This is a genomic window from Streptomyces sp. NPDC047061, assembly GCF_040643955.1.
Lineage (GTDB): Bacteria > Actinomycetota > Actinomycetes > Streptomycetales > Streptomycetaceae > Streptomyces.
The window spans coordinates 30,220-52,899 of record NZ_JBEYVI010000024.1; the positions used below are offsets into that span (position 1 = coordinate 30,220).

Sequence of the window (22,680 nt, forward strand, 5' to 3'; positions counted from 1 at the left end):
TTACGGACACCGCTCCCCTGACGGCTCCTCTGACGACTCCTCCGGCGGCTCCCCTGGCGGTGAAGATCCTGATCGCCGGCGGGTTCGGCGTCGGGAAGACGACCCTGGTCGGCGCGGTGAGCGAGGTCGCCCCGCTGCACACCGAGGAGTACCTGACCCGGGCCAGCGTCGGCGTGGACGACCTGGAGGGGGTGAACGGCAAGTTCACCACCACCGTCGCGCTGGACTTCGGGCGGATCACCATCAGCGACGACCTAGTGGTCTACCTGTTCGGCACCCCCGGCCAGGAGCGGTTCTGGTTCATGTGGAACGACCTGGTCAACGGGGCGATGGGCGCGGTGGTCCTGGTCGACACCCGGCGACTGGAGGTGAGCTTCGCCTCGATCGACTTCTTCGAGAGCCGCGGCATCCCCTTCGTCGTCGGCGTCAACTGCTTCCACGGGATACGCGACCGGACCGCGGAGGAGATCCGCGCGGCACTCGCCCTCGACCCCCAGGTACCGCTGGTGCTCTGCGACGCCCGTGACCGTGGGGACGGCCGCGACGTGCTGCTGGCGCTCGTCGACCACTTGATGGCCGGCCGACCCGCCACGCCCGTGTAGGCACCTCGGCCTGTCCTCCGACCGGTTCGCCGGCCGCGTGCCGACGCCGTGACGAAAGGCCGTCAGAAAGCCGACCGCGCGGTCTCCGTCGGATTTGCGGCGGTTATTTTTTCGAGGCGGGCGCAGAAGGCATCCGCGTGCTCCGGAACGGCCGTTCGGTAACGCTCGCGGAATTTCCGAAACGGACCGCGCGGTTTCATCCCAGCTGTCGGTAGCGACCCCGGAAATACATCAGCGGGCCGCCTTCCGTGCTCGGCAGTTCGGCGGTGAGGACGCGGCCGATGACGAGGGTGTGGTCGCCGGCCGGCACCCGCTGTTCGGTGTGGCACTCCAGCGTCGCGAGGGCACCGCCGACCAGCGGGGCGCCGCTGGCCTCGCCCCGGACGTACGGGATGTCCTCGAAGAGCAGGCGGTCGCTGATGCGGCCCTTCATCGCGAAGCGGCCGGCGATGTGCCGCTGGCTCTCGGTGAGCACGGAGACCGCCCAGCGCGGCTGCTCGTCGAGCAGGTCGTCCATCCGGGAGCCCTCACGCAGGCTGACCAGCACCAACGGCGGGTCGAGCGACACCGACATGAACGCGGTGGCGGTCATGCCGACGTCCTCGCCGGCCGGCGCCAGCGGGTCGTCCGGGTCCAGCGGCGGCTCCTGCGCGGTCACCAGGACCACACCGGCGGCCAGCCGGGACAGCGCGGCCTTGAACGCTTCGTTGCTCACCCCCACAGCATGCCCGGTGGCTTCTGCGGCGGCGGGGGAGGGAGTCTTCAGCACGCCGGAAACGCTAGTGTCGGACCCGGCGCCACCGCATCGGCCTTCGGCCCGAGCCGAGTCCTAGGACCAAGGGCGGGCGAAAGGCCGTAACGTGCATCATGTGCGCACGCCCACAAAGGCTGTGTTCAGTAAGCACACAGGTAAAACGCAGAAACTCCACTCAATTGTTCACGTTCTCCTGTGACTTGAGTCACAAGGGGGGTGAATTGTTGACCCTGTGTACCGAGTGGGCAGCGCGCTGTGATTCAGTGGCGGGGAAAAGTAGCGCCGAAGCAGACCCTTGATTCGCTGCGAGGTCTCGGGGGGAGGGCGAGCATGGAGACCGAGTCGGAGCCCTACGTCCGTCTTGCGTCCCTGCGACAGCTGCACCAGGTCATGGCCGACATGAACACGGCCCGCAGCCTGGCGGACACACTGCAGACCGTCGCCGACGGCGTGATCACCGCTCTCGGTTACGAGATGGCCTGCGTCAACCTGGTACGCCCCGCCGAGGGCGACCTGGTCGTCGCCGCCTTCTCCGGCAACTCCGCCGCCGAGGCCCTGATCACAGGCCGCGTCGGCTCCCGGGAGTCCTGGGACCGGCGGCTGAACATGGGCGAGAACTGGGGCGACCTCGTCTTCATACCGCACACCGAGGGCTGGGTCCTCGACGACGACGACGTCCCGCAGTGGTACACCGACGGCCCCGCGCCCCGCTTCGAGGACGAGTGGCACCCCTCGGACCGGCTCTTCGCCCCGATGTACACGCCCGGCATATCGGGCAGCTCCTGCGGCGAGCTCCTCGGCGTGATCTCCGTCGACCGCCCGCGCAACGGCCGGCACCCGGGCGCCTGGGGCCGCGAGGCCCTGCAGATGTACGCCTTCCAGGCCGCGATCGCGATCAGCAACGCCCGGCTGCGCGCCAACATGCAGCGCGCCCTGGTCCGCCTGGAACGCGAGCAGCAGGCCCTGCGCGCCAGCGAGGAGAGCTTCCGGCAGGCCTTCGAGTACGCCCCCTCCGGCATGGCGATAGCCGAGATGGGCGGCGACCAGCACGGCCGAATACTGCGCACCAACGACGCCCTGTGCCGCCTCCTGGGCCGTCCCGCCTCCGCGATGCGCCGCTACTCCTTCTCCGACCTGGTCCACCCCGAGGACATCGGCACCCTGCTCCGCACCTCGGCGGAGGGCGGCCGCGCCGAGCTCCGCCTCGGCCGCCGCGACGGCACCTACGTCTGGGTCTCGCTCCGCAACTCCGTCGTCGCCGACGCCGCCGACGGCCCCCGCTTCCTCCTCACCCACGTCGAGGAGATAGAGGAACGCAAGCGCCGCGAGCTCCAGCTCGCCCACCGCGCCTCCCACGACTCCCTCACCGGCCTCCCGAACTCGGCGGAGCTGCGCTCCCGCCTCTCCTCCCGGCTCTGCCGGCGCGCCGACATCGGCGGCGCCCTGGAATCCCTGGACGCGGCGTACGGCCACCCCGCCTACGACGCCAACGGCCACGGCTTCGACTTCGCGGGCGTCACGCCGTCCTACGAGGGCTACGACCACCACGTGCACACCGTCGCCCCCGAGGAGGGCCGCGACGACGGCGCCAAGGGGCTCGCGGTGCTCTTCTGCGACCTCGACGGCTTCAAGTCCATCAACGACCGGTTCGGGCACAACGCGGGCGACGCGGTCCTCATCGAGGTCGCCCGGCGCCTCGGCAGGGCCGTGCGCGACGGCGACACGGTGGCCCGGCTCGGCGGCGACGAGTTCGTGATCCTCGCCGACGGGCTCGGCAAGGCCGACGCCCAGGACCTCGCCGTACGCCTGCGCAACGAGATCATCCAGCCGATCCGCGCCGAGGGCCGGGCCGTCCGGGTGGGCGCCAGCTTCGGCATCGGATGGGCGCACTGCGGCATGACGGCCGACGAAGTCCTGAAATCCGCCGACGAGCGGATGTACGTGGAGAAACGATCTCGTCCCAAAGCACATCGCCGTGCCGGATGATCCCCAGGTCATCGCGCGGATGCGATCCGAGTCACCCGTTTGGCTCAGCCGGACCGGGTAGGCTCGACACTCAATACCTGTATTGCATCCGCCCGCACCTGTTGAGGAGTACCAAGGGATGACGCCCGGCGACAACGGCGCGAGCACGCCCGAGGACGACGACCCGTTCGGCTACCTGTACGCCGACGGGCAGGCCAGAGGGGCCCAGCCGCCGTCCGGCTCCGGTGGTTACGGCTATCCGAACTCCGTCAGCAGGGTGCGCTCGGTCGGCGAGCGCACGTACGGCGGCCCGCAGCAGGCACCGCAGACGCAGCAGTACGGCGGCCAGACCATCCCGCAGCAGCAGCCCGGCGGCGGCTACGGCCAGCAGCCGAACGCGGCCTACCAGGCCCCGGAGACCTTCCCGGGCGCCGCCCCGACCACCCGCACGCCGATGCCGTCCTCGGGCCGCGGCCGGGGCCCGAACACCAAGGGCCTCCTCATCGGCGCAGTCGCGGTCGTCGCCGCCGTGGTCATCGGCATCAGCGTCGCGATGATGAACGGCAACGGGGACGACAACAAGGCGAGTGGCGACGCCTCCCCTTCCACGTCCGCGTCCCAGAGCGCCTCGCCGTCCCCGTCGAGCACCAGCTCGGTGTCGGCGTCGGGCGACATCGCGCCGGTCGACGCGAAGACCTTCCGTCTGGACGGCGGTGCGAGCACGGCCTCGGACGTCAAGGGCGCGAAGGCCCAGGGCGGCATCTACGTCACCAACTTCAGCCAGACCGGCGCCGGCGTCACCTGGACGGTCAGCGGCATCCCGGCGGACGGTCTCTACACCGTCTACGCGCACTACAGCGCCGTGAAGGACCAGGCCATGACGCTGTCCATCAACGGCAAGACGTTCGGCAGCAAGTTCCCCCTGAACAACTACACGGGCCAGAGCGACCCGACCAAGGCCTGGACGACCAGCTACACGTACCCCACCCTCACCAAGGGCACCAACGTCATCTCCCTGTCCTGCCAGAGCGGCGACAGTTGCGACGTCCTGCTGGACCAGATGTGGCTGAGGCAGGGCAAGCACACGAACAAGGACTAGGCGGCCGCAGGCCCACCGGTCACCGTGACCTGGCCGAGCAGCTTCTCGTACGCCGCGCGGTCGAACTCGCCCGCCGCCGGGGCCCGCACGGTCGCTGCCGACAGGGCTGCCGCGCGGGCGAGGCGGTCCGGCCAGGGGAGCTGTTCGACGAGGGCGGAGAGCAGGCCGGCCACCGCCGAGTCGCCGGCGCCCGTGGGGTTCCCGTGTTCCCGCGCCGGGAGGACCGCGCGCCAGCGGCCCTCCGGGGTGACTGCCAGCAGGCCCTGCGCGCCGAGTGAGGCGACGACCGTACGGGCGCCGCGGCGGCGGGCGTCCTGGGTGGCGCGGAACGGGTCGTGGGAGCCGGTCAGTTCGGCCAGTTCGTCGGCGTTGGGCTTGAGCAGGTCCGGGCGGGCCGCGACCCCGCGGCGCAGGGGCTCCCCGCTGGTGTCGAGGAGGACGGGGACGCCGGCGGCCCGCGCCGTCTTTGTCAGCCCCGCGTACGCGCCCACCGGCACCCCCGGCGGCAGGCTGCCGCACAGCGCCACCGCCGAGGCCCCGGGCAGCAGTTCCTCGTAGTGGTCGAGGAAGGCACCCCACTCGGCAGGGGCTATCTGCGGGCCCGGCTCGTTCAACTGGGTCGTGTCACCGGTCAGTTCGTCCACGACGGCGATGGTGCGGCGGGTCGGCCCGGCGACCGGGAGCAGCGCGTCCCGGACACCGGGGACATCCGCGAGGCGCTCCCGTACCGCCCGTCCGGTGGCCCCGCCCGCGAAACCGGTCACCGTCGCCCCGTGGCCGAGCGCGGCCAGCACCCGGGCCACGTTCACGCCCTTGCCGCCCGGCCGTTCCGTCACGTCCGAGACGCGGTGCGAGGTGTGCGGGCGCAGGGCGCCGACCCGGTAGGTGATGTCCAGGGCGGTGTTCAGCGTGACCGTGAGGATCACCGGGCGACCTCCCTCGCATGTGTCGTGCCCGTGCCGTCGGTCGGGGGGCCTCGATCATGCCAAAGAGACGGCGACCGGCCTAGGGTCGCCGTCTCTCAACAGGGGGAGGGATCAGGACAGTTCGGGTACGACCACCCAAGCGCCCTTCCGCATCACGCCCTTCAGCGTGAAGTCCGCGTCCAGGACGAGCAGGTCGGCGTCCTTCCCGGGCTCCAGGGAGCCGACGCGGTCGTAGAGGCCCAGCAGGCGGGCCGGGTTGGCGGACAGGGCGGCGACGGCGTGCTCGACGGGCAGCCCGTCGACCGTCACCGCCCGCCGCAGCGCACGGTCCAGCGTCAGCGTGGACCCGGCGATGGCACCGGTGTCCGCGAGCCGGGCGACTCCGTCGGTGACCTCCACCTCCAGCGGGCCCAGCAGATAGCGGCCGTCGCCGAAGCCCGCCGCGTCCATGGCGTCCGTGATGAAGGCCACCCGGTCCGGGCCGGCGTGATGGAAGGCCAACTGGAGCGCGGCGGGGTGCAGATGGGTGCCGTCGTTGATGAGCTCGACCGTCACCCGCTCGTCCTCCAGGAGGGCGGTGATCGGACCGGGGGCGCGGTGGCCGATCTGCGGCATCGCGTTGAAGAGGTGGGTGGCGACCGTGGCGCCCGCGTCGATCGCCTCCACCGTCTGCTCGTAGGTCGCGTCCGTGTGGCCGACGGCGGCGATCACGCCGTGCTCCGCGAGGAGCCGTACCGACTCGATGCCGCCGGGGAGTTCGGTGGCGAGGGTGACCATCTTCGCGTGCCCGCGCGCCGCGTCGACCAGTTTGCGGACCTCCGCCGGGTCCGGGTCCCGCAGCAGCGCCTCGGAGTGGGCGCCCTTGCGGCACGGGGAGATGAAGGGGCCCTCGAAGTGGATGCCGGCGATCTCGCCCTGCTCGGCGAGCTCGGAGAGGAGACCGGCCTGGCGGGCGAGGACGTCCATGTCGTCGGTGACGGTGGACGCGACGAGGGTGGTGGTGCCGTGCAGGCGGTGCGTGCGGACACCGGCGAGGATCTGGTCCGCCGTACCGGAGCTGAAGGAGGCTCCGCCGCCGCCGTGGTTGTGGATGTCGACGAAGCCTGGCAGGAGCCAGTGGCCGGTGAGGTCGATCACCTGGGCGTTCTCAGAGGGGCTGGCGGTGATCCGGGTGCCCTCGACCGAGAGTCGGGCATCTTCGACCACTCCGGTGGGGAGGACTGTTCGGGCACCGTCGAGGATCAGACCGTTCGACCCCGGCTGCGGGTGCGTAGTGGTTGCTCGCGCCCGCGCGGCGGCAGCCGCAAATTCAGCACTGCCCCGCGCCCCTGACGGGGCGCTGTAGTGCGGCTCGTTCGCAGCCATCAGGGGGTTACCTCCGGAGTGGTCGTCGTTAGTAGGTCCTGGGCGAGGAGGCCCGCGCCCAGACACCCGGCCGTGTCGCCCAACTCGGCCGGGACGATGGACGGGAGTTTCTGGAAGGTCACCCGGGCCTCCACCGCCTCCCGCAGCGGCTCGAAGAGAACGCTCCCCGCCTCCGCCAGGCCGCCGCCGATGATCAGGACCCGCGGGTCCAGCAGGGTGAGGGCCGTGACCAGGCCGTCGGCCAGGGCGGCCACCGCCTCCCCCCACACCCGGACGGCGTTCGGGTCGCCGGACGTGACCGCCTTCGCGCAGTCCGCCGCGTCCGCGTCCGGGTCGCCGCCGGCCTTCGCCCAGGCCTCGCTCACCGCGGCCGCCGACGCGTACCGCTCCAGGCAGCCGCGCTGCCCGCACGGACAGGGGACACCCTGCGGTCGTACGACGATGTGGCCGATCTCGCCCGCGAAGCCGTGCGCGCCCGACTCCACCCGGCCGTCCAGGCCGAAGCCGCCCGCGATGCCGGTGCCGAGAGCCACGAAGAAGAAGCGGTCCGCGCCCCGGCCCGCGCCGAGCCGGCCCTCTGCCAGGGCGCCGGTGCGTACGTCGTGGCCGAGGGCGGCCGGGATGCCGAGGCGGTCGGCGAGGAGGGCGCGCAGCGGGACGTCGCGCCAGCCGAGGTTGGCCGCGTAGACCGCGAGGCCGGCCTCCTCGTCCACTATCCCCGGGACGGCGAGACCGGCCGCGGACGCCGGCTCGCCGAGGTGCCGCTCGCCGTACGCCCGCAGCTCGGCGGCGAAGTCGAGGATGGCGGTGACGACTGCTTCGGGGCCGCGGTTCCTGCCGGTCGCGCGGCGGTCCTGGTGGAGCAGCTCGCCGTCCGGGCCGACCAGCGCGGCCTTCATTCCGGTGCCGCCCACGTCCAGGGCGATGACATGTCTCACGGGAACAGTGTGGCCCGCCGACCCGCAAGAGGTCTAGTCCACTTGTGTGGTGTAGACCTTGTGGGGCAGACATATTGAACGGCGAGACAGTTGGACAGGGGCAGTAGACGTGCGGCGGCGTAGGGCAGGAATGATCGCGGTGGTGTCCGCAACGGGCATGACGGCGGTTCTCGGTGGGTGCGGGACGACGGGATCCTCGGACGTCACCCTCAGACTCGTCGCCGCCGACTACGGGGACTCCGCCGCCGACAGCTCCCAGAAGTACTGGGACAAACTGGTCAAGGCCTACGAGGCCCAGCACTCCGGCGTGAAGGTCGACGTCACCGTCTACTCGTGGAAGGACGTCGACCGCAAGGTCAAGGACATGGTCGCCGCCGACAAGGCCCCCGACCTGGCGCAGATCGGCTCGTACGCCGACTACGCGGCCGCCGGCAAGCTGTACGAGGCAGGTGACCTGCTCTCCATCCCGGTCCAGGCCGACTTCCCGTCCCAGCTCGCCGAGGCGGGCCAGTGGAACCACGCGCAGTACGGCATGCCTTTTGCCGCGTCTACGCGCGTCCTCTTCTACAACAAGACCCTCTTCTCCCAGGCCGGCATCACCACCCCGCCCACCACCTGGGACGAGCTCGCGGCCGACGCGAAGGCGCTCGCGGCGGACGGCGTGAAGTACCCGTACGCGCTGCCGCTCGGCCCCGAGGAGGCGCAGGCGGAGACCATGCAGTGGCTGCTCAGCGGCGGCAGCGGCTACACCGACGACACCGGCACGTACACGATCGACTCCTCGGAGAACGTCGACACCCTCACCTGGCTCAAGGACGAGCTGGTCGGCAAGGGCCTGACCGGCCCGGTGGCCCCGGCCAGGCTGAACCGCGCGACCGCCTTCGCCGCCTTCGCCGACGGCCAGGTCGGCATGCTCAACGGCCACCCCACGCTGATCAAGCAGGCCGAGAAGAAGGGCGTGAAGTTCGGCACGGTCCCGATGCCCGCCCGCGCCGGCCAGAGCACCAGCACCGCGTCCATGGGCGTGGCCGACTGGATGGCGGCGTTCAAGCAGAACGGCCACGCCGAGCAGGTCGGCGACTTCCTCGACTACGTCTACAGCGAGAAGAACGTCCTCGCCTTCTCCCGCGAGTACGGCCTGCTGCCCGTCACCACGTCCGCGTCCCAGACGATGACGGACTCCACACAGGCCGAGGACAAGCAGCTGCGCCCCTTCCTGGAGCAGCTGCCCACGTCGGAGCTCTATCCCGCGGGCAAGACCTCCTGGGCCGCCATCAGCGCCGACATCAAGAAGCAGATCGGTACGGCGGTGAGCCCGGCCGGCAACCCGACCGGTGTCCTCACCCGGCTCCAGGCCGAGGCGGCGAAGGCGGACAGCCGTACGGCGGCGGCGACCGGCTGAGCGCTACGGTTCTCGTCATGGACCGGCACGAACTGGGCGCGCGCGAGCAGGCCGTCCTCGCCCTCGAACGCCGGGGCTTTCCGAGCCCCGGCGCGAAGGAACGAGCGATACGCGAGGAACTGGACCTGGCTCCGGTGCGCTACTACCAGCTCCTGAACGCCCTGCTGGACGACGAGCGGGCGCTGGCTCACGACCCGGTGACCGTGAACAGGTTGCGGAGGGTACGGGATGCGCGCCGCTCGGAACGCTGAGGCATCGTCCGGAGTCCTGCGGGCCGGTGGGGGCTGGTCGCGCAGTTCCCCGCGCCCCTGAAGGGGCGCTGCCGATACTGTCGGCTGTATGGGAACCCACATCACGGAACCCCTTCCGACGCCCCGGACGCGAGCTGGGCGTGACGGCCTTGCCGCGCTGCTCTCGCGGCCGGGCTCCGCGCTCGTCGGGCTCGACTTCGACGGCACGCTCGCGCCGATCGTCGCCGACCCCGAGCAGGCCCGGGCCCACCCGGACGCCGTACCGGTGCTGGCCGCGCTCGCCCCGAAGGTGGCCGCCGTCGCCGTCGTCACCGGGCGCCCGGCCGAGGTGGCCGTCCGGTACGGCGGCTTCGCCGGGGTGCCCGGCCTGGAACACCTCGTCGTCCTCGGCCACTACGGCGCCGAACGCTGGGACGCGGCCACCGGCGAGCTCACCGCACCGCCTCCGCACCCCGGCATCGCCGCCGTCCGCGCCGAGCTCCCGGCCGCCCTCGACCGCGCCGGAGCCTCGCAGGGCACCTGGATCGAGGAGAAGGGCCGGGCGATCGCGGTCCACACCCGCCGCGCCGCCGACCCCCAGGCCACCTTCGAGACCCTCCGCGCTCCCCTCACCGACCTGGCCACCCAGCACGCCCTGATCGTCGAACCGGGCCGCCTGGTGCTGGAGCTCCGCCCCCCAGGCATGGACAAGGGCGTGGCGCTGAGTGAGTACGCGAGGCACATCTCCGCGGGCGCGATCCTCTACGCGGGCGACGACCTGGGCGACATCCCCGCCTTCGCCGCCGTCGAGAAACTCCGCGAGGAGGGCGTCCCGGGCCTGCTGGTATGCAGCGGCAGCACAGAGGTCACAGAACTGGCCGACCGAGCGGACGTGGTGGTGGACGGCCCGGAGGGAGTGGTCAGACTGCTGCGGGGGTTGGCGTCCTACATGCTCTGAGTGATCGGACGATGTTGCGACTTGGCCTGCATGGCAACCATGGACGGAGAATTCACGCAGTGTGACGGTGTGGCGCCGTAACATCACCCGCATGGTCGACGTCGGTGTCAGGCAGCTTAATCGGAGCAGTGAGCGTCTGGAGAAAGGCGGGGAGGAGTTGGTGGCCCGCAGCGATCACGCGACTGGCGGCTTGCTCCTTTTCTACAGTGCCGAGTGTGCTCTGAAGGCGGAGCTGATGCGGCGGATGAGTCTGCGAGACACCGCGCAGCTGCCAGAAGACCTGCGAACTCATGACTTGCGTGCCCTCGCACGGGAACTCCACCTGTCGGCAGAGGCCCAGGGAGCACTCACGGCGTGCGCCCGCCCTCGGATCAACGGCCAGGCTCAGCAGAAGGTGGAGCCTCAGGCGCTGCACGAGGCATGGCGCTACGGTGCGGATCTGGAGGCCGACGATGAAAAGCATGCGGTGGGGGCTCTGCGAACCTTGATCTCGGGGGCTCGGAAGTGAAGGGCGGCGTGAACAGCGACATGGCAGCACACGTGGATCTGAGCAACCACAAGGATGTCGTACCCGGACGTCTTTTCACCTGGGTGGATGTCGATGAACACCTCGCTTACCTGGCCACGTCAGGCTATTGGCCCCAGTGGCTGTTCGAGGCCGACGCCTGGTGGGACCAGCTGGTGCTCACCGTCCTGCTTGGTACGACCGAGGACACGGTCCGTGCCTGGTTGGATCGAGCATTCGGCCGCGGTTCAGTGAGCGGTGCTCGGGGAGAGTTGATTCTCGCCTTGGACCGGCCGCGAGGGCTGGGTGCTGAAGGCATTCCCGTCGTACTCGAACCATCGGCCGAAAGTACTCGGAAGCGCAGGGTACCTCGCCTTGTGGAGCGCCGGACGACGGCTGATCTCGTGCGCGCACTTGCCCGCCCGCAATCCGAGCGCTTCGCGGATGACGTTCAGGTGATCGCATTCCACTCGTTCAAAGGCGGGGTGGGCCGCACTGTGCATGCAGTGGCTCTCGCCGATCACCTGGCCCGCGCAGGACACCGAGTGCTACTCGTCGATGGAGACCTGGAGGCGCCCGGTATCACCTGGATGCACCAGGCCCAGGGGGGGACGTGCGACATCGGCTACGAGGACGTGCTTGCACTCCTGCACGGAACGAGTGGTGGCGATGTGATGTCCGTTGCCGACATCGTGCGCGGCTATCTGGCAGGCCAGTTCGTGGTGGGTGGTACTGGATCAGGAAAGCTCGCGATTCTGCCCGCCATGCGCCGGTCGCGATTGGGGCCCCCTCGCATCGAGCCGGTTGACCTGCTTACTCCCGACCGGCCGCCCTATTTCCTTACGGAGTCGCTTGCCGAGGTGGCGGCCGCCAGCGACTTCGACGCAGTGATCATCGACTTGCGTGCGGGTGCGTCGGAGTTGTCGGCGCCGGTGCTCCTCGACCCTCGTGTGCAGCGTGTCTTCGTCACCACACTGAGCAGTCAGTCCCTGGAGGGCACGGCACGGATGATTCGTCAGCTGGGGGCGAAGTCTCCGGCGGTGCTGGGCCAGGATCCGGCGCCCGCGGCGGTGGTCACGCAATATCGCCTAGATGTCCATGACGCCGAGGCAGAGGCTGCTCAAGGGGCGCTGGCCCAAGCATTGGACACCATTCTGGTGGTGCCGACAGACGACGTGCCCGACCCGGAGCTGGCGGCAGTGGACACCAAGGCTGTGACAGTTACATTGCTCAGTCCTTTCCGAGACGAACTCCTGGCGCTTCCGCGTAGTTGGGACGAGGTTGTCGAGGTCGTACGTCGCTGCGGATTGGGCGACAGAGTCGCCGAGTTGGCACCTCAGCCAGAGCCGGGCGCGGCTGTGGCCAGTGCAGCGAACGGTCCAAAGAGCGTGGAGGAGCGCAGATCCGCTCTGCGCGAGCGAGCTGCCGCACTTGTCTTCGCCGAACGAACTGGTCTGGATGGCGCTCTGGGCTTCCTCTCCACCGAGCCCTTGCGTCGCTTGATCGGTGACCATCGCTCCTCATTGCCGGTCACTGTCGTGGTCGGCGCGAAGGGCGCCGGTAAGACGTTTACGTTCGCCCGGATGTGTGCGGCTGGCAGTTGGGCCGAGTTCGCCCGGAAGGCCGGGATGGAAGTGCAGGACGACGCGCTCGTGGTGCCGATCCTCGACCCGGCCAACCTGGAGCAGCAGCCGACAGGCGATGGGCGCACCGGCCCGCAGGAGTTGCGAGACCGGGCTGCAGGCGGCCAGGGAGCTACCCGTAGCCAGATTCTCCGCATGCTTAACAAGGCTCTCCAGTCTCACGAGAACGGCACCAACCCATACGTCTGGCTCGATGTCTGGCTGCGCTGCATGGCCATCGCCGGCGGCAATGAGGCAGCGCAGGAAGAGGATTTCGATGCCGAGGGGGAACTGCTAGCACTCGGCAAACAGGGAAAGCTGCTGTTCGTCTTCGACGGGCTTGAGGACTTTCTTCAGGAGCTTGAGGGCGAGACCAAGCGCATTGCGCTGCGGACTCTTCTTGTCGAGGTCCCTGACTGGTTGCGTTCCTTGCGTGGACGTCCGCTCGGCGTTGTGGTGTTCGTCCGTCGTGACCTGGCGACATGGGCAATCAGACAGAACCTTGGGCAGTTTCTGGATCGTTATGAGGCCTATGCGCTGCGCTGGGACGCTCAGGAAGCACTCCGTCTCGCTCTCTGGGTCTCCGTGACTGCTCAGGCCATCGGTGAACCCGAGCGTGACCTGATGGAACTGTCCTACGAGGAGATCGCCCAAGCCTTGCGGCCGCTCTGGGGGGCAAAACTTGGTTCGGACAGTTCGCATGAGGCATGGTCCGAGCGATGGGTTCCGGCAGCACTGGCCGATTTCAACGATCAGGTACAAGCTCGGGATGTGGTGCGCTTCCTCAGGGAAGCCGCAGGACTTTCCACTGGAGATGAACAGCAGGACCGGTTGCTTGTTCCCATCGCTATGCGCAACGCACTGGCCGAGTGCAGCTCGGAGAAGGTCAGAGAGATCAATCAGGAAAACAAGCGGCTCGGTGAACTGCTGCTTGGTTTGGGCAGGTATGCGACGGATGTACTGATGCCCTTTGGTGCGGAGGATGTCGGCCTGGATGCAACAGGCATCCAGGTGCTCCAAGAGGCGGGCGCGTTGGCCCGGGACTCGGACGGCCGCTATCGACTGCCCGAGATCTACCGGCACGCTCTCGGCTTCAGAACGCAGGGACGTGCTCGCGTCGTTCGGAGGTGACAACACTCTTCGAAAGGGGGATTCGGGGAAGGCCCCTCAGAAGTCCTCGGCCTTCTGAGGGGCCCGTTGGTCAACTGGAGTGTTCGCCCAACGCCTCAAGCTGCTCAAGAAACCACCGCGCCGGAGGCAATGCCGTAGCCGCCTCGGCCAACCGTTTGCACCGCTCCGCCCGCTCCTCCGCCGGCATGCCCAGCGCCCGCGCCAACGCCTCCGCCGTCCCCCCGATGTCGTACGGGTTCACGACCACCGCGTCCTCGCCCAGCTCCTCGTACGCCCCCGCCTCCCGCGACAGGACCAGGACGCACCCCTCGTCCGACACCACGGGGATCTCCTTCGCCACCAGGTTCATCCCGTCCCGGATCGGGTTCACCAGCGCCACGTCGGCCAGCCGGTACGCCGCCAGCGACCGTGCGAAGTCGTCCTTGACGTGCAGCACCACCGGCGTCCAACCCGCCGTCCCGTAGGCCGAGTTGATCTCGTCCGCGACCCGCTGCACTTCCGCCGTGTAGTCCCGGTAGACGGAGAGGTCCTGCCGCGACGGGTACGCGAACGCGACATGCACCACCCGCTCCCGCCACTCGGGGTGGTCGTCGAGCAGCTGCCGGTACGCCAGCAGCCCCCGCACGATGTTCTTCGACAGTTCCGTCCGGTCGACACGGACGATCGTCTTCCGGCCTTCCCCGATCTCCTCCTGAAGAGCGGCCATCCGCTCGCCGACGTCCGGCTCGTGCGACCGCTTCCGCAGGAAGTCCGCGTCGGCCCCCAGCCCGTGCACCCCGATCCGGGTCCCACCCGATGACGGATCCGCGGCCGGGATCCCCGGGCCCAGCACCGCATGGCAGCAGTCGACGAACGCGTCCGCCCACCGCCGGGTCAGGAACGCCGCGTGGTCGGCGCCCAGGATCCCGGTCAGCAGCTCCGCCGCGATGTCGTCGGGGAGGAGCCGGAAGTAGTCCGGCGGTGCCCAGGGGGTGTGGGAGAAGTGGCCGATCCGCAGGTCGGGGCGGAGCCGGCGGAGCATCCGCGGGGCCAGTGCCAGGTGGTAGTCCTGGATGACCACCACCGCGCCCTCGGCCGCCTCCTGCGCCAGCGCTTCCGCGAAGGCGCGGTTGTAGGCCTGGTAGGACTCCCACCGGCGCCGGAACTCCGCGTCGAAGACCGGCTCCAGCGGGGTCTGGTAGAGCATGTGGTGGACGAACCAGAGGACCGAGTTCGCGATGCCGTTGTACGCGTCGGAGAACACGTCCGCGTCGATGTCGAGCATCCGGACCTGCTGCCCGCCGGTGTCCTGGGCCGGCAGTCGGCCGCCCCCGGCCCGCCGCACCGCCTCCCGGTCGCCCTCGCCCAGCGCCGCGCACACCCACACCGCGTTCGCGTCCGGGCCGATGGCCGACAGCCCAGAGACCAGTCCGCCGCCGCCCCGCTTGGCGTGCAGCGAACCGTCCTCGCGCAGGTCGTACGAGACCGGGCCGCGGTTGGACGCGACCAGCACCTCGGCACCGCCGGTGGAAGCCATGGGGGAAGCCATACGCGTCAACCTAGCCCGGCCCGTAAACGCTCAAACGTACGGCCGGGCCCGACGCGCCGCCGTATACGGCCGTACGGCGAAGACGCGCCACCCGGTGCGCGGCCCTGCGGCGACGTCACGCCACCTTGCGTTCGGCGTACTCCGCGATCTCCGCCATCGGCGGCCGTTCCTCCGTGTCCACGGAGTACGTGCGCGGTTCGAAGCCGTCCTCGCCGCGTTCGAACTGGGTGAGGGAGGGGCGGATCAGGTGGCCGCGGGCCAGTCGCAGCTGGGCCGTGCGGTAGATCGCGGCGGACATCCGGCCGAGGGCCTGGCCGTCCTGGTGGCGGTGCTTGCGGACGCCGACGTCGACCTGGGCGAGGGCGTCCAGGCCGACCAGGTGCAGGGCGTCGACCAGCATGCCCAGCTCCACGCCGTAGCCGACCGGGAAGGGGAGCTGTTCGAGGAGCGAGCGGCGGGCCGCGTACTCGCCGCCCAGCGGCTGCACGAAACCGGCCAGCTGCGGCCAGTGCATGTTCAGCAGCGGGCGGGCCATCAGCTCGGTGACCCGGCCGCCCTGTCCGGCGGCGCCGCCGAGCGGGCGGTCGTACATCGCCTTGACCAGGTCCACGTCCGGGTCGGTGAGGAGCGGGCCGACGATGCCGGTGACGAAGTCGGAGGAGAAGTCCCGCAGGTCGGCGTCGATGAAGCAGACGACGTCCCCGGTGGTGACCAGGAGGGAGCGCCAGAGGACCTCGCCCTTGCCGGGGACGGCGGGGATGCGGGGCAGGATCGCGTCGCGGTGCACGACACGGGCGCCGGCCGCCGCGGCGACGGCCGCCGTGCGGTCGGTGGAACCGGAGTCGACGACCACGATCTCGTCGACGAGCGGCACCTGCTGCATGAGGTCGTGGCGGATGATCGCGACGATGTCGCCGACGGTCTCCTCCTCGTTGAGCGCGGGCAGCACGACGCTGACCGTCTGCCCGGAGGACCGTTTTGCGGCCATGATCCGGTGCAGCGGACGATCGGTTACGGACCAGGAGCGGGTGGCCAGCCAGCGCTCGACTTCTTCCAGCACGGTCAGCGGCTCCTCACTGTCACGGCCACACGGCGACGTGTGATCCATCTCGCGGTTCGGACGACTCACTCAACTGTCCTGGCCTTCGGTTACAGTCTTGAACAACGCCGATGACCATCGCATGTCCTGGGGTCACCCGGCGTTGACAACCACATACCGCTCATCCAGAGGGGCAGAGGGAAACGGCCCGTTGAAGCCCCGGCAACCCTCCAGTCGGTTCTCGTAGATCGCCGATCAGTGTCGATCGCTCGCGAGGCTCCCGGCTAGGGAAGGTGCCAAATCCGTCTCACGGCGAAATGCGTCGTGAGGAAGATGAGGAGAAAGGGCCTCGCCTCACATGGCTGTGCAGACTGTTGCAAGCACCACGGAATCCACCGTAGACCTCGGCCCCGCCGCCGCCCTGAGCTGCCGCGAGTGCGGTCACCGGGTGCCACTCGGCCCGGTGTTCGCCTGCGAGGAGTGTTTCGGCCCGCTGGAGATCGCGTACGACTTCTCGGCCTACGACACCGAGGAGCTCCGGAAGAAGATCGAAGCGGGTCCCGCGAACATCTGGCGCTACGCGCCGCTGCTGCCCGTCCCCGCGGACGTGGCGACCAAGCCGAACATCAACCCCGGCTGGACCAAGCTCGTCAAGGCCGACAACCTGGCGAAGGAGCTGGGGGTCACCGGCGGGCTGTACGTGAAGGACGACTCCGGCAACCCGACGCACTCCTTCAAGGACCGCGTCGTCGCCCAGGCCGTCGAGGCCGCCCGTGCCTTCGGCTACACCACCCTCTCCTGCTCCTCCACCGGCAACCTGGCCGGCGCGGTCGGTGCCGCCGCCGCCCGGGCCGGCTTCCGCTCCTGCGTGTTCATCCCGCACGACCTGGAGCAGGGCAAGGTCGTCATGGCCGCGATCTACGGCGGCGAGCTCGTCGGCATCGAGGGCAACTACGACGACGTGAACCGTTTCTGCTCCGAGCTGATCGGCGATCCGGCCGGCGAGGGCTGGGGCTTCGTCAACGTCAACCTGCGGCCGTACTACGCGGAGGGCTCCAAGACCCTGGCGTACGAGATCTGCGAGCAGCTCGGCTGGCAGATCCCGGACCAGCTGGTCATCCCGATCGCCTCCGGCTCGCAGCTCACGAAGATCGACAAGGGTCTGCAGGAGCTGATCAAGCTCGGGCTGGTCGAGGACAAGCCGTACAAGATCTTCGGTGCCCAGGCCGAGGGGTGCTCGCCGGTGTCGGTGGCCTACAAGGAGGGCCACGACGTGGTCCGCCCGCAGAAGCCGAACACCATCGCCAAGTCCCTCGCCATCGGCAACCCGGCCGACGGCCCGTACGTCCTCGACATCGCGCGCCGCACCGGCGGTGCCGTGGAGGACGTGAACGACGAGCAGGTCGTCGACGCGATCAAGCTGCTCGCGCGGACCGAGGGAATCTTCGCGGAAACCGCCGGCGGAGTGACGGTTGGAGTCACCAAGAAGCTCATTGAGAATGGGTTGATTGATCCGGCGAAGTCGGTCGTTGTACTCAACACCGGTGATGGACTGAAGACGCTGGACGCGGTCGCGGGCACCGGGCTCACGGCGACCATTCGCCCGAATCTGGAGTCTTTCCATGAGGCCGGGCTCGCCTGAGTCCCCCGAGAAATAGGGCGTTGCCCAGACCGGAGGTAAAAAACGTGAGCGTCACCGTTCGCATCCCCACCATCCTGCGCGCCTACACCGGCGGTCAGGCCGAAGTCGCCGCCGAAGGCGCCACCCTCGGCGAGGTCATCTCCGACCTGGAGAAGAACCACGCCGGCATCTCCGCGCGCGTTCTCGACGACCAGGGCAAGCTGCGCCGGTTCGTCAATGTCTACGTCAACGACGACGACGTGCGGTTCGAGCAGGGCCTGGAGACCGCCACCCCGGACGGGGCGGGTGTCTCCATCATCCCGGCCGTCGCCGGTGGCTGACCTGCCGGTCTGCTTGACAGGCTGATCGAATGACCGAACATTACCTTCGGTAACGCCGATCACCGACTGTTCATCTGATTGCCCCCTCCGTGAGAGAAGCGGAGGGGGCAATTCTGTGTGGTTGAGCGCGGTACAGTTGGGGAACGCGGTCCCGATCTCCAGGTCGGGGGCCCCGTATTCGATACCGCGAGCCCGACAAGAAGTAGCCAAAGTGTGCGGGTTATATGCGGCTTTTGCGGCTTTTATGGGGCCCGACTTGCCCTGAATTCGGCCGAATTCTTGCTACATTCCGGACCCCTTCCGTCCAGAATTCTCGTCCGATTGACCTGTTGCAGACGGCAGTTGGACAGATACATTCAGCCGCGGTCGACGCGTTCCGGCGCACGCCCCCAACCAATGGGGGGTGAGGTCTGACCCGGATCCGCGAAGTGTGGATCTGTGCAAGGGCCAGTAATAGGGGAGTTAGGCATGGCTCAGGGCACCGTCAAGTGGTTCAACGCGGAGAAGGGGTACGGCTTCATCGCGGTCGACGGTGGTGCGGATGTTTTCGTCCACTACAGCGCGATTCAGATGGACGGCTACCGCACCCTGGAAGAGGGTCAGCGGGTCGATTTCGAGATCTCGCAGGGCCAGAAGGGGCCGCAGGCGGACATGGTCCGGCTGGCGACCAGCTGAAGCACGCGCCGACTGACTGCAGCGACGTTCTTCCGTTCTTCTGCTGAAGGGCTCGCACCCGCCGGGTGCGAGCCCTTCAGCGTGCCCGGGGTCCGGCCCCGGCGGGCCCGGAGGCCCGGCTCCGGCGCGCCCGGGGGGCCTGCCGGAGTGCGAGAGGCGCTTGCACTCGACCATGCCGAGTGCTAATCATTGGCGTTAGCACTCTGAAGGTGAGAGTGACAACGAAGGACCGGGTCGGTGAGGCCCGCAGGCCGGGTGGGGCAAGAAACCCACGGGTCGGCGAGCCGTCCGTCGCGGGCGCGGGCGCGGTCCGAAGACTCACCCCCAGTCCTGGAGGGACCACTTCACATGGCCAAGATCATCGCGTTCGACGAGGAGGCGCGGCGCGGCCTTGAGCGCGGTATGAACCAGCTCGCCGACGCCGTCAAGGTCACCCTCGGCCCCAAGGGCCGCAACGTCGTCCTTGAGAAGAAGTGGGGCGCCCCCACGATCACCAACGATGGTGTGTCCATCGCCAAGGAGATCGAGCTGGAGGACCCGTACGAGAAGATCGGCGCCGAGCTGGTCAAGGAAGTCGCCAAGAAGACGGACGACGTCGCCGGCGACGGTACGACCACCGCGACCGTGCTCGCCCAGGCCCTGGTCAAGGAAGGCCTGCGCAACGTCGCTGCCGGTGCCAACCCGATGGCCCTGAAGCGCGGTATCGAGAAGGCCGTCGAGGCCGTCTCCGGTGCCCTCCTTGAGCAGGCGAAGGACGTCGAGACCAAGGAGCAGATCGCCTCCACGGCCTCCATCTCCGCCGCCGACACCCAGATCGGCGAGCTCATCGCCGAGGCCATGGACAAGGTCGGCAAGGAAGGCGTCATCACCGTCGAGGAGTCCCAGACCTTCGGTCTGGAGCTGGAGCTCACCGAGGGTATGCGCTTCGACAAGGGCTACATCTCGGCGTACTTCGCCACCGACATGGAGCGTATGGAGGCGTCCCTCGACGACCCGTACATCCTGATCGCCAACTCGAAGATCGGCTCCGTCAAGGACCTGCTCCCGCTCCTGGAGAAGGTCATGCAGTCGGGCAAGCCGCTGCTGATCATCGCCGAGGACGTCGAGGGCGAGGCCCTGTCGACCCTGGTCGTCAACAAGATCCGCGGCACCTTCAAGTCCGTCGCGGTCAAGGCCCCGGGCTTCGGCGACCGCCGCAAGGCGATGCTGAACGACATCGCCATCCTCACCGGCGGCGAGGTCATCTCCGAGGAGGTCGGTCTCAAGCTGGAGAACACGACCCTCGACCTGCTGGGCAAGGCCCGCAAGGTGGTCATCACCAAGGACGAGACCACCATCGTCGACGGCGCCGGCTCGTCCGACCAGGTCGCCGGCCGGGTCAACCAGATCCGCGCCGAGATCGAGCAGTCCGACTCGGACTACGACCGCGAGAAGCTCCAGGAGCGCCTGGCCAAGCTCGCCGGTGGCGTCGCCGTCATCAAGGCCGGTGCCGCGACCGAGGTCGAGCTCAAGGAGCGCAAGCACCGCATCGAGGACGCCGTGCGCAACGCCAAGGCGGCCGTCGAGGAGGGCATCGTCGCCGGTGGTGGCGTGGCCCTGCTGCAGGCCTCCCAGGTGTTCGAGAAGCTGGAGCTGGAGGGTGACGAGGCGACCGGCGCACAGGCCGTGAAGCTCGCGCTCGAGGCCCCGCTGAAGCAGATCGCCGTCAACGCCGGCCTCGAAGGCGGCGTCGTGGTGGAGAAGGTCCGCAACCTCACCCCGGGTCACGGCCTCAACGCCGCGACCGGCGAGTACGTCGACCTGATCGCCGAGGGCATCATCGACCCGGCGAAGGTGACGCGCTCTGCCCTGCAGAACGCCGCCTCCATCGCCGCGCTGTTCCTCACCACCGAGGCCGTCATCGCCGACAAGCCGGAGAAGGCCGCCGCGGCCGCTCCGGGCGGCATGCCGGGCGGTGACATGGACTTCTGATCCTCCCGGATCAGCCCGTCCTTTCCGAGGGCGGCACCTCTTGCCAGTGGGCGAGGGGTGCCGCCCTCGGGCGTTTCCGGTGCCCGTCTCCGGCGCCCGTGTCCGGGGTCACACCGCACTCGCGCGGGACCGGGAATGCGTACGGCCGGGCAGGTCGTTGTGCACAGACGTGCACTTGATGCGCGTGCACATACCGTGCGGTATACGAACCGTCCGGTATACGACCTACCCACGAGGAGCCCCCCACGTGACCGTCACCACGCCCCCCGCCTCCCGCGCGGCCGAGATCCTCTCCCGTCCCATCGCCCTGAACGGGCTCACGGTCCCCAACCGGATCGTGATGGCGCCGATGACCCGGCAGTTCAGCCCCGGCGGCGTTCCCGGTGAGGACGTGGTCTCGTACTACTCCCGCCGGGCCGCCGCCGGTGTCGGTCTGATCGTCACCGAGGGGACGTACGTCGGCCACGACTCGGCCGGAGGCAGCAGCCGTGTCCCGCGGTTCCACGGCGAGGAGCAGCTGGCGGGCTGGGCGAAGGTGGCCGAGGGGGTGCACGCGGCCGGCGGCACGATCGTCCCGCAGCTCTGGCACATCGGCATGGTCCGCAAGCAGGGCCAGGCGCCGTACGCGGACGCCCCGGCCGTCGGTCCCTCCGGCATCGGCCTGGACGGCGCCGAGGGCGAGGGCAAGGCGATGACCCGGCAGGACCTGGACGACGTCATCGGCGCGTTCGCCGAGGCCGCGGCCGCCGCCGAGCGCATCGGCTTCGACGGCGTCGAGCTGCACGGCGCCCACGGCTACCTGCTCGACCAGTTCCTGTGGGCGGGCACCAACCGCCGGACCGACGCGTACGGCGGCGACCCGGTCGCCCGTACGAAGTTCGCGGCGGAGGTCGTGGCCGCCGTACGCGCGGCGGTCTCCCCGGAGTTCCCGATCATCCTCCGCTACTCGCAGTGGAAGTCCGACAACTACGACGCCCGCCTCGCGGAGACCCCCGAGGAGCTGGAGGCGATCCTCACCCCGCTGGCCGCCGCCGGCGTCGACGTCTTCCACGCCTCCACCCGCCGCTACTGGCTCTCCGAGTTCGAGGGCTCCGACCTGAACCTGGCCGGCTGGACCAAGAAGCTCACCGGCCGGCCCACCATCACCGTCGGTTCGGTCGGTCTCGACGGCGACTTCATCAGGGGCTTCGCCGGCGAGGGCTCCCCGCTCAAGAGCATCGACGACCTCCTCGACAGCCTGGAGCGCGACGAGTACGACATGGTCGCCGTCGGCCGCGCCCTGCTCCAGGACCCCGAATGGGCGGCGAAGGTCCTCGCCGGCCGCACGGACGAGCTGTCCGCCTACGACGCGGCGGCGCTCAAGACGCTGAGCTGACCCCACCCGTCCGCCCTCGGGTCAGCCGGCGATCCGGTCGAAGAACCCGAGGGCGGACGCGTATCCGGTCACAGCCACCCCGCGATGCTCATGACCAGGGCGACCACGCCCTGCACGAACAGGGACAGGACGCCGAAGACCAGGGCGCCCCAGCGGGCGGCGTCCGCCTCCGAGCCCTTGTACCTCCCCCAGCTCCAGCCGCCGACGACGGCCAGGAGAGGGACGAGGGCCAGGACGACGTAACCCGTCGTGAGCAGCGGGGCCACGTCGAGCGCCAGCAGCAGCCCGATCCCGGCCCGGACGCCCCGCGCCTCGCGGGTCTCCGGCCGGCCGAAGTGCATCGCGCCGTAGATCACGGAGTGCACGGCGGCGACGAGGACGCAGACGGCGAGCGCTCCCGAGGCCCGGTCGCCCAGGGTTGCGAGGAAGTTCCCCTTCATCAGCCCGGATACGAGGTCCCCCAGCGAGGTGTAGGCCGAGAACCCGAGGGTGATCAGGAGCGACACGCGCAACTGCTTGAGCAGGCCGCTCACCGGCGTTTGCCCGTGGCGCGGGTCTCGTACTTCATCACGGCTTGACTCTCCTCTCGGCGGCTGACTGGGACATGGGACGTCAGAAACCTGTGAGGGCGTC

The 22,680-nt window shown here is 69.4% G+C and carries 20 protein-coding genes and 1 riboswitch; of the genes, 13 read left to right on the plus strand and 7 right to left on the minus strand.

The features are described from left to right. Positions 1–29 precede the first annotated feature (29 nt). On the plus strand, positions 30–602 hold the full coding sequence (locus ABZ887_RS29620) for an ATP/GTP-binding protein (RefSeq protein ID WP_361295855.1): 573 nt from the start codon (positions 30–32) through the stop codon (positions 600–602). 196 nt (positions 603–798) lie between these two features. Here ABZ887_RS29620 and ABZ887_RS29625 read toward each other — a convergent pair whose 3' ends face one another. Further along, the gene (locus ABZ887_RS29625; protein WP_361295538.1) at positions 799–1,317 is read right to left on the minus strand and encodes a flavin reductase family protein; all 519 of its coding nucleotides are present in this window, start codon (positions 1,315–1,317) and stop codon (positions 799–801) included. Positions 1,318–1,686: 369 nt separating this feature from the next. On the opposite strand from ABZ887_RS29625, the gene cdgB reads away from it, so the two are divergent. Further along, complete coding sequence (cdgB, locus tag ABZ887_RS29630; protein WP_361295541.1) at positions 1,687–3,342, plus strand: diguanylate cyclase CdgB; 1,656 nt, start codon at positions 1,687–1,689, stop codon at positions 3,340–3,342. 118 nt (positions 3,343–3,460) lie between these two features. After that, the gene (locus ABZ887_RS29635) at positions 3,461–4,420 is read left to right on the plus strand and encodes a carbohydrate-binding protein (RefSeq protein WP_361295544.1); all 960 of its coding nucleotides are present in this window, start codon (positions 3,461–3,463) and stop codon (positions 4,418–4,420) included. Here ABZ887_RS29635 and ABZ887_RS29640 read toward each other — a convergent pair. From ABZ887_RS29640 to ABZ887_RS29650, 3 genes are all read right to left on the minus strand, one after another. Next, on the minus strand, positions 4,417–5,346 hold the full coding sequence (locus ABZ887_RS29640) for a 1-phosphofructokinase family hexose kinase (RefSeq protein ID WP_361295547.1): 930 nt from the start codon (positions 5,344–5,346) through the stop codon (positions 4,417–4,419). The genes ABZ887_RS29635 and ABZ887_RS29640 overlap by 4 nt on opposite strands. A 111-nt stretch (positions 5,347–5,457) precedes the next feature. Then, positions 5,458–6,588 carry an N-acetylglucosamine-6-phosphate deacetylase gene (nagA, locus tag ABZ887_RS29645; protein WP_361295858.1) on the minus strand — a complete coding sequence of 377 codons (1,131 nt, stop codon included), beginning with the start codon at positions 6,586–6,588 and terminating at the stop codon, positions 5,458–5,460. 122 nt (positions 6,589–6,710) lie between these two features. Continuing rightward, positions 6,711–7,649, minus strand: a complete 939-nt coding sequence (locus ABZ887_RS29650; RefSeq protein WP_361295550.1) for an ROK family protein — start codon at positions 7,647–7,649, stop codon at positions 6,711–6,713. Positions 7,650–7,806: 157 nt separating this feature from the next. On the opposite strand from ABZ887_RS29650, the gene ABZ887_RS29655 reads away from it, so the two are divergent. From ABZ887_RS29655 to ABZ887_RS29675, 5 genes are all read left to right on the plus strand, one after another. Beyond that, entirely contained in the window at positions 7,807–9,051 is a 1,245-nt protein-coding gene (locus ABZ887_RS29655) for an extracellular solute-binding protein (protein ID WP_361295553.1), read from the plus strand. A gap of 17 nt (positions 9,052–9,068) precedes the next feature. After that, positions 9,069–9,302, plus strand: coding sequence for a DUF3263 domain-containing protein (locus ABZ887_RS29660; RefSeq protein ID WP_361295556.1), 234 nt, complete (start codon positions 9,069–9,071; stop codon positions 9,300–9,302). 88 nt (positions 9,303–9,390) lie between these two features. Continuing rightward, the gene (otsB, locus tag ABZ887_RS29665; RefSeq protein ID WP_361295559.1) at positions 9,391–10,239 is read left to right on the plus strand and encodes a trehalose-phosphatase; all 849 of its coding nucleotides are present in this window, start codon (positions 9,391–9,393) and stop codon (positions 10,237–10,239) included. 91 nt (positions 10,240–10,330) lie between these two features. After that, positions 10,331–10,747: a hypothetical protein gene (locus tag ABZ887_RS29670; RefSeq protein WP_361295563.1), complete on the plus strand. Its 417-nt coding sequence runs from the start codon at positions 10,331–10,333 to the stop codon at positions 10,745–10,747. Positions 10,748–10,755: 8 nt separating this feature from the next. Further along, the gene (locus ABZ887_RS29675) at positions 10,756–13,497 is read left to right on the plus strand and encodes an AAA family ATPase (protein WP_361295566.1); all 2,742 of its coding nucleotides are present in this window, start codon (positions 10,756–10,758) and stop codon (positions 13,495–13,497) included. Positions 13,498–13,567: 70 nt separating this feature from the next. Here ABZ887_RS29675 and ABZ887_RS29680 read toward each other — a convergent pair whose 3' ends face one another. Together ABZ887_RS29680 and ABZ887_RS29685 are read right to left on the minus strand one after the other, a co-directional pair. Next, positions 13,568–15,013: a trehalose-6-phosphate synthase gene (locus tag ABZ887_RS29680; protein ID WP_361295861.1), complete on the minus strand. Its 1,446-nt coding sequence runs from the start codon at positions 15,011–15,013 to the stop codon at positions 13,568–13,570. Between the two features lie 127 nt (positions 15,014–15,140). After that, positions 15,141–16,085 carry a glucosyl-3-phosphoglycerate synthase gene (locus tag ABZ887_RS29685; protein ID WP_361295569.1) on the minus strand — a complete coding sequence of 315 codons (945 nt, stop codon included), beginning with the start codon at positions 16,083–16,085 and terminating at the stop codon, positions 15,141–15,143. A gap of 157 nt (positions 16,086–16,242) precedes the next feature. Next, positions 16,243–16,404, plus strand: a riboswitch (SAM riboswitch). Between the two features lie 18 nt (positions 16,405–16,422). Between ABZ887_RS29685 and thrC the strand changes: the two genes are divergently transcribed. The 5 genes from thrC (at position 16,423) to ABZ887_RS29710 (ending at position 22,047) form a co-directional block, all read left to right on the plus strand. Beyond that, positions 16,423–17,706, plus strand: coding sequence for a threonine synthase (gene thrC / locus ABZ887_RS29690; RefSeq protein WP_361295572.1), 1,284 nt, complete (start codon positions 16,423–16,425; stop codon positions 17,704–17,706). Positions 17,707–17,750: 44 nt separating this feature from the next. Next, complete coding sequence (locus tag ABZ887_RS29695; RefSeq protein ID WP_361295575.1) at positions 17,751–18,026, plus strand: MoaD/ThiS family protein; 276 nt, start codon at positions 17,751–17,753, stop codon at positions 18,024–18,026. A 468-nt stretch (positions 18,027–18,494) separates the two neighbouring features. Next, positions 18,495–18,701: a cold-shock protein gene (locus ABZ887_RS29700; protein WP_019057200.1), complete on the plus strand. Its 207-nt coding sequence runs from the start codon at positions 18,495–18,497 to the stop codon at positions 18,699–18,701. Positions 18,702–19,049: 348 nt separating this feature from the next. Then, positions 19,050–20,672: a chaperonin GroEL gene (gene groL / locus ABZ887_RS29705; protein WP_189266088.1), complete on the plus strand. Its 1,623-nt coding sequence runs from the start codon at positions 19,050–19,052 to the stop codon at positions 20,670–20,672. 247 nt (positions 20,673–20,919) lie between these two features. Beyond that, positions 20,920–22,047 (plus strand): NADH:flavin oxidoreductase, encoded by a 1,128-nt coding sequence (locus ABZ887_RS29710; protein ID WP_361295578.1) that lies wholly within the window; start codon positions 20,920–20,922, stop codon positions 22,045–22,047. Between the two features lie 68 nt (positions 22,048–22,115). Here the strand turns inward: ABZ887_RS29710 and ABZ887_RS29715 are convergent, their stop codons facing one another. Continuing rightward, the gene (locus tag ABZ887_RS29715) at positions 22,116–22,580 is read right to left on the minus strand and encodes a hypothetical protein (protein WP_361295581.1); all 465 of its coding nucleotides are present in this window, start codon (positions 22,578–22,580) and stop codon (positions 22,116–22,118) included. Positions 22,581–22,680 lie beyond the last annotated feature (100 nt).

Bases quoted from the DNA above. Each gene is read 5' to 3' on its own strand.
- otsB (WP_361295559.1), top strand. From the start codon at position 9,391: ATGGGAACCCACATCACGGAACCCCTTCCGACGCCCCGGACGCGAGCT.
- ABZ887_RS29700 (WP_019057200.1), top strand. From the start codon at position 18,495: ATGGCTCAGGGCACCGTCAAGTGGTTCAACGCGGAGAAGGGGTACGGC.
- ABZ887_RS29680 (WP_361295861.1), bottom strand. From the start codon at position 15,013: ATGGCTTCCACCGGCGGTGCCGAGGTGCTGGTCGCGTCCAACCGCGGC.
- ABZ887_RS29655 (WP_361295553.1), top strand. From the start codon at position 7,807: ATGACGGCGGTTCTCGGTGGGTGCGGGACGACGGGATCCTCGGACGTC.
- groL (WP_189266088.1), top strand. From the start codon at position 19,050: ATGGCCAAGATCATCGCGTTCGACGAGGAGGCGCGGCGCGGCCTTGAG.
- ABZ887_RS29635 (WP_361295544.1), top strand. From the start codon at position 3,461: ATGACGCCCGGCGACAACGGCGCGAGCACGCCCGAGGACGACGACCCG.
- ABZ887_RS29660 (WP_361295556.1), top strand. From the start codon at position 9,069: ATGGACCGGCACGAACTGGGCGCGCGCGAGCAGGCCGTCCTCGCCCTC.
- ABZ887_RS29670 (WP_361295563.1), top strand. From the start codon at position 10,331: ATGGTCGACGTCGGTGTCAGGCAGCTTAATCGGAGCAGTGAGCGTCTG.
- cdgB (WP_361295541.1), top strand. From the start codon at position 1,687: ATGGAGACCGAGTCGGAGCCCTACGTCCGTCTTGCGTCCCTGCGACAG.
- thrC (WP_361295572.1), top strand. From the start codon at position 16,423: ATGGCTGTGCAGACTGTTGCAAGCACCACGGAATCCACCGTAGACCTC.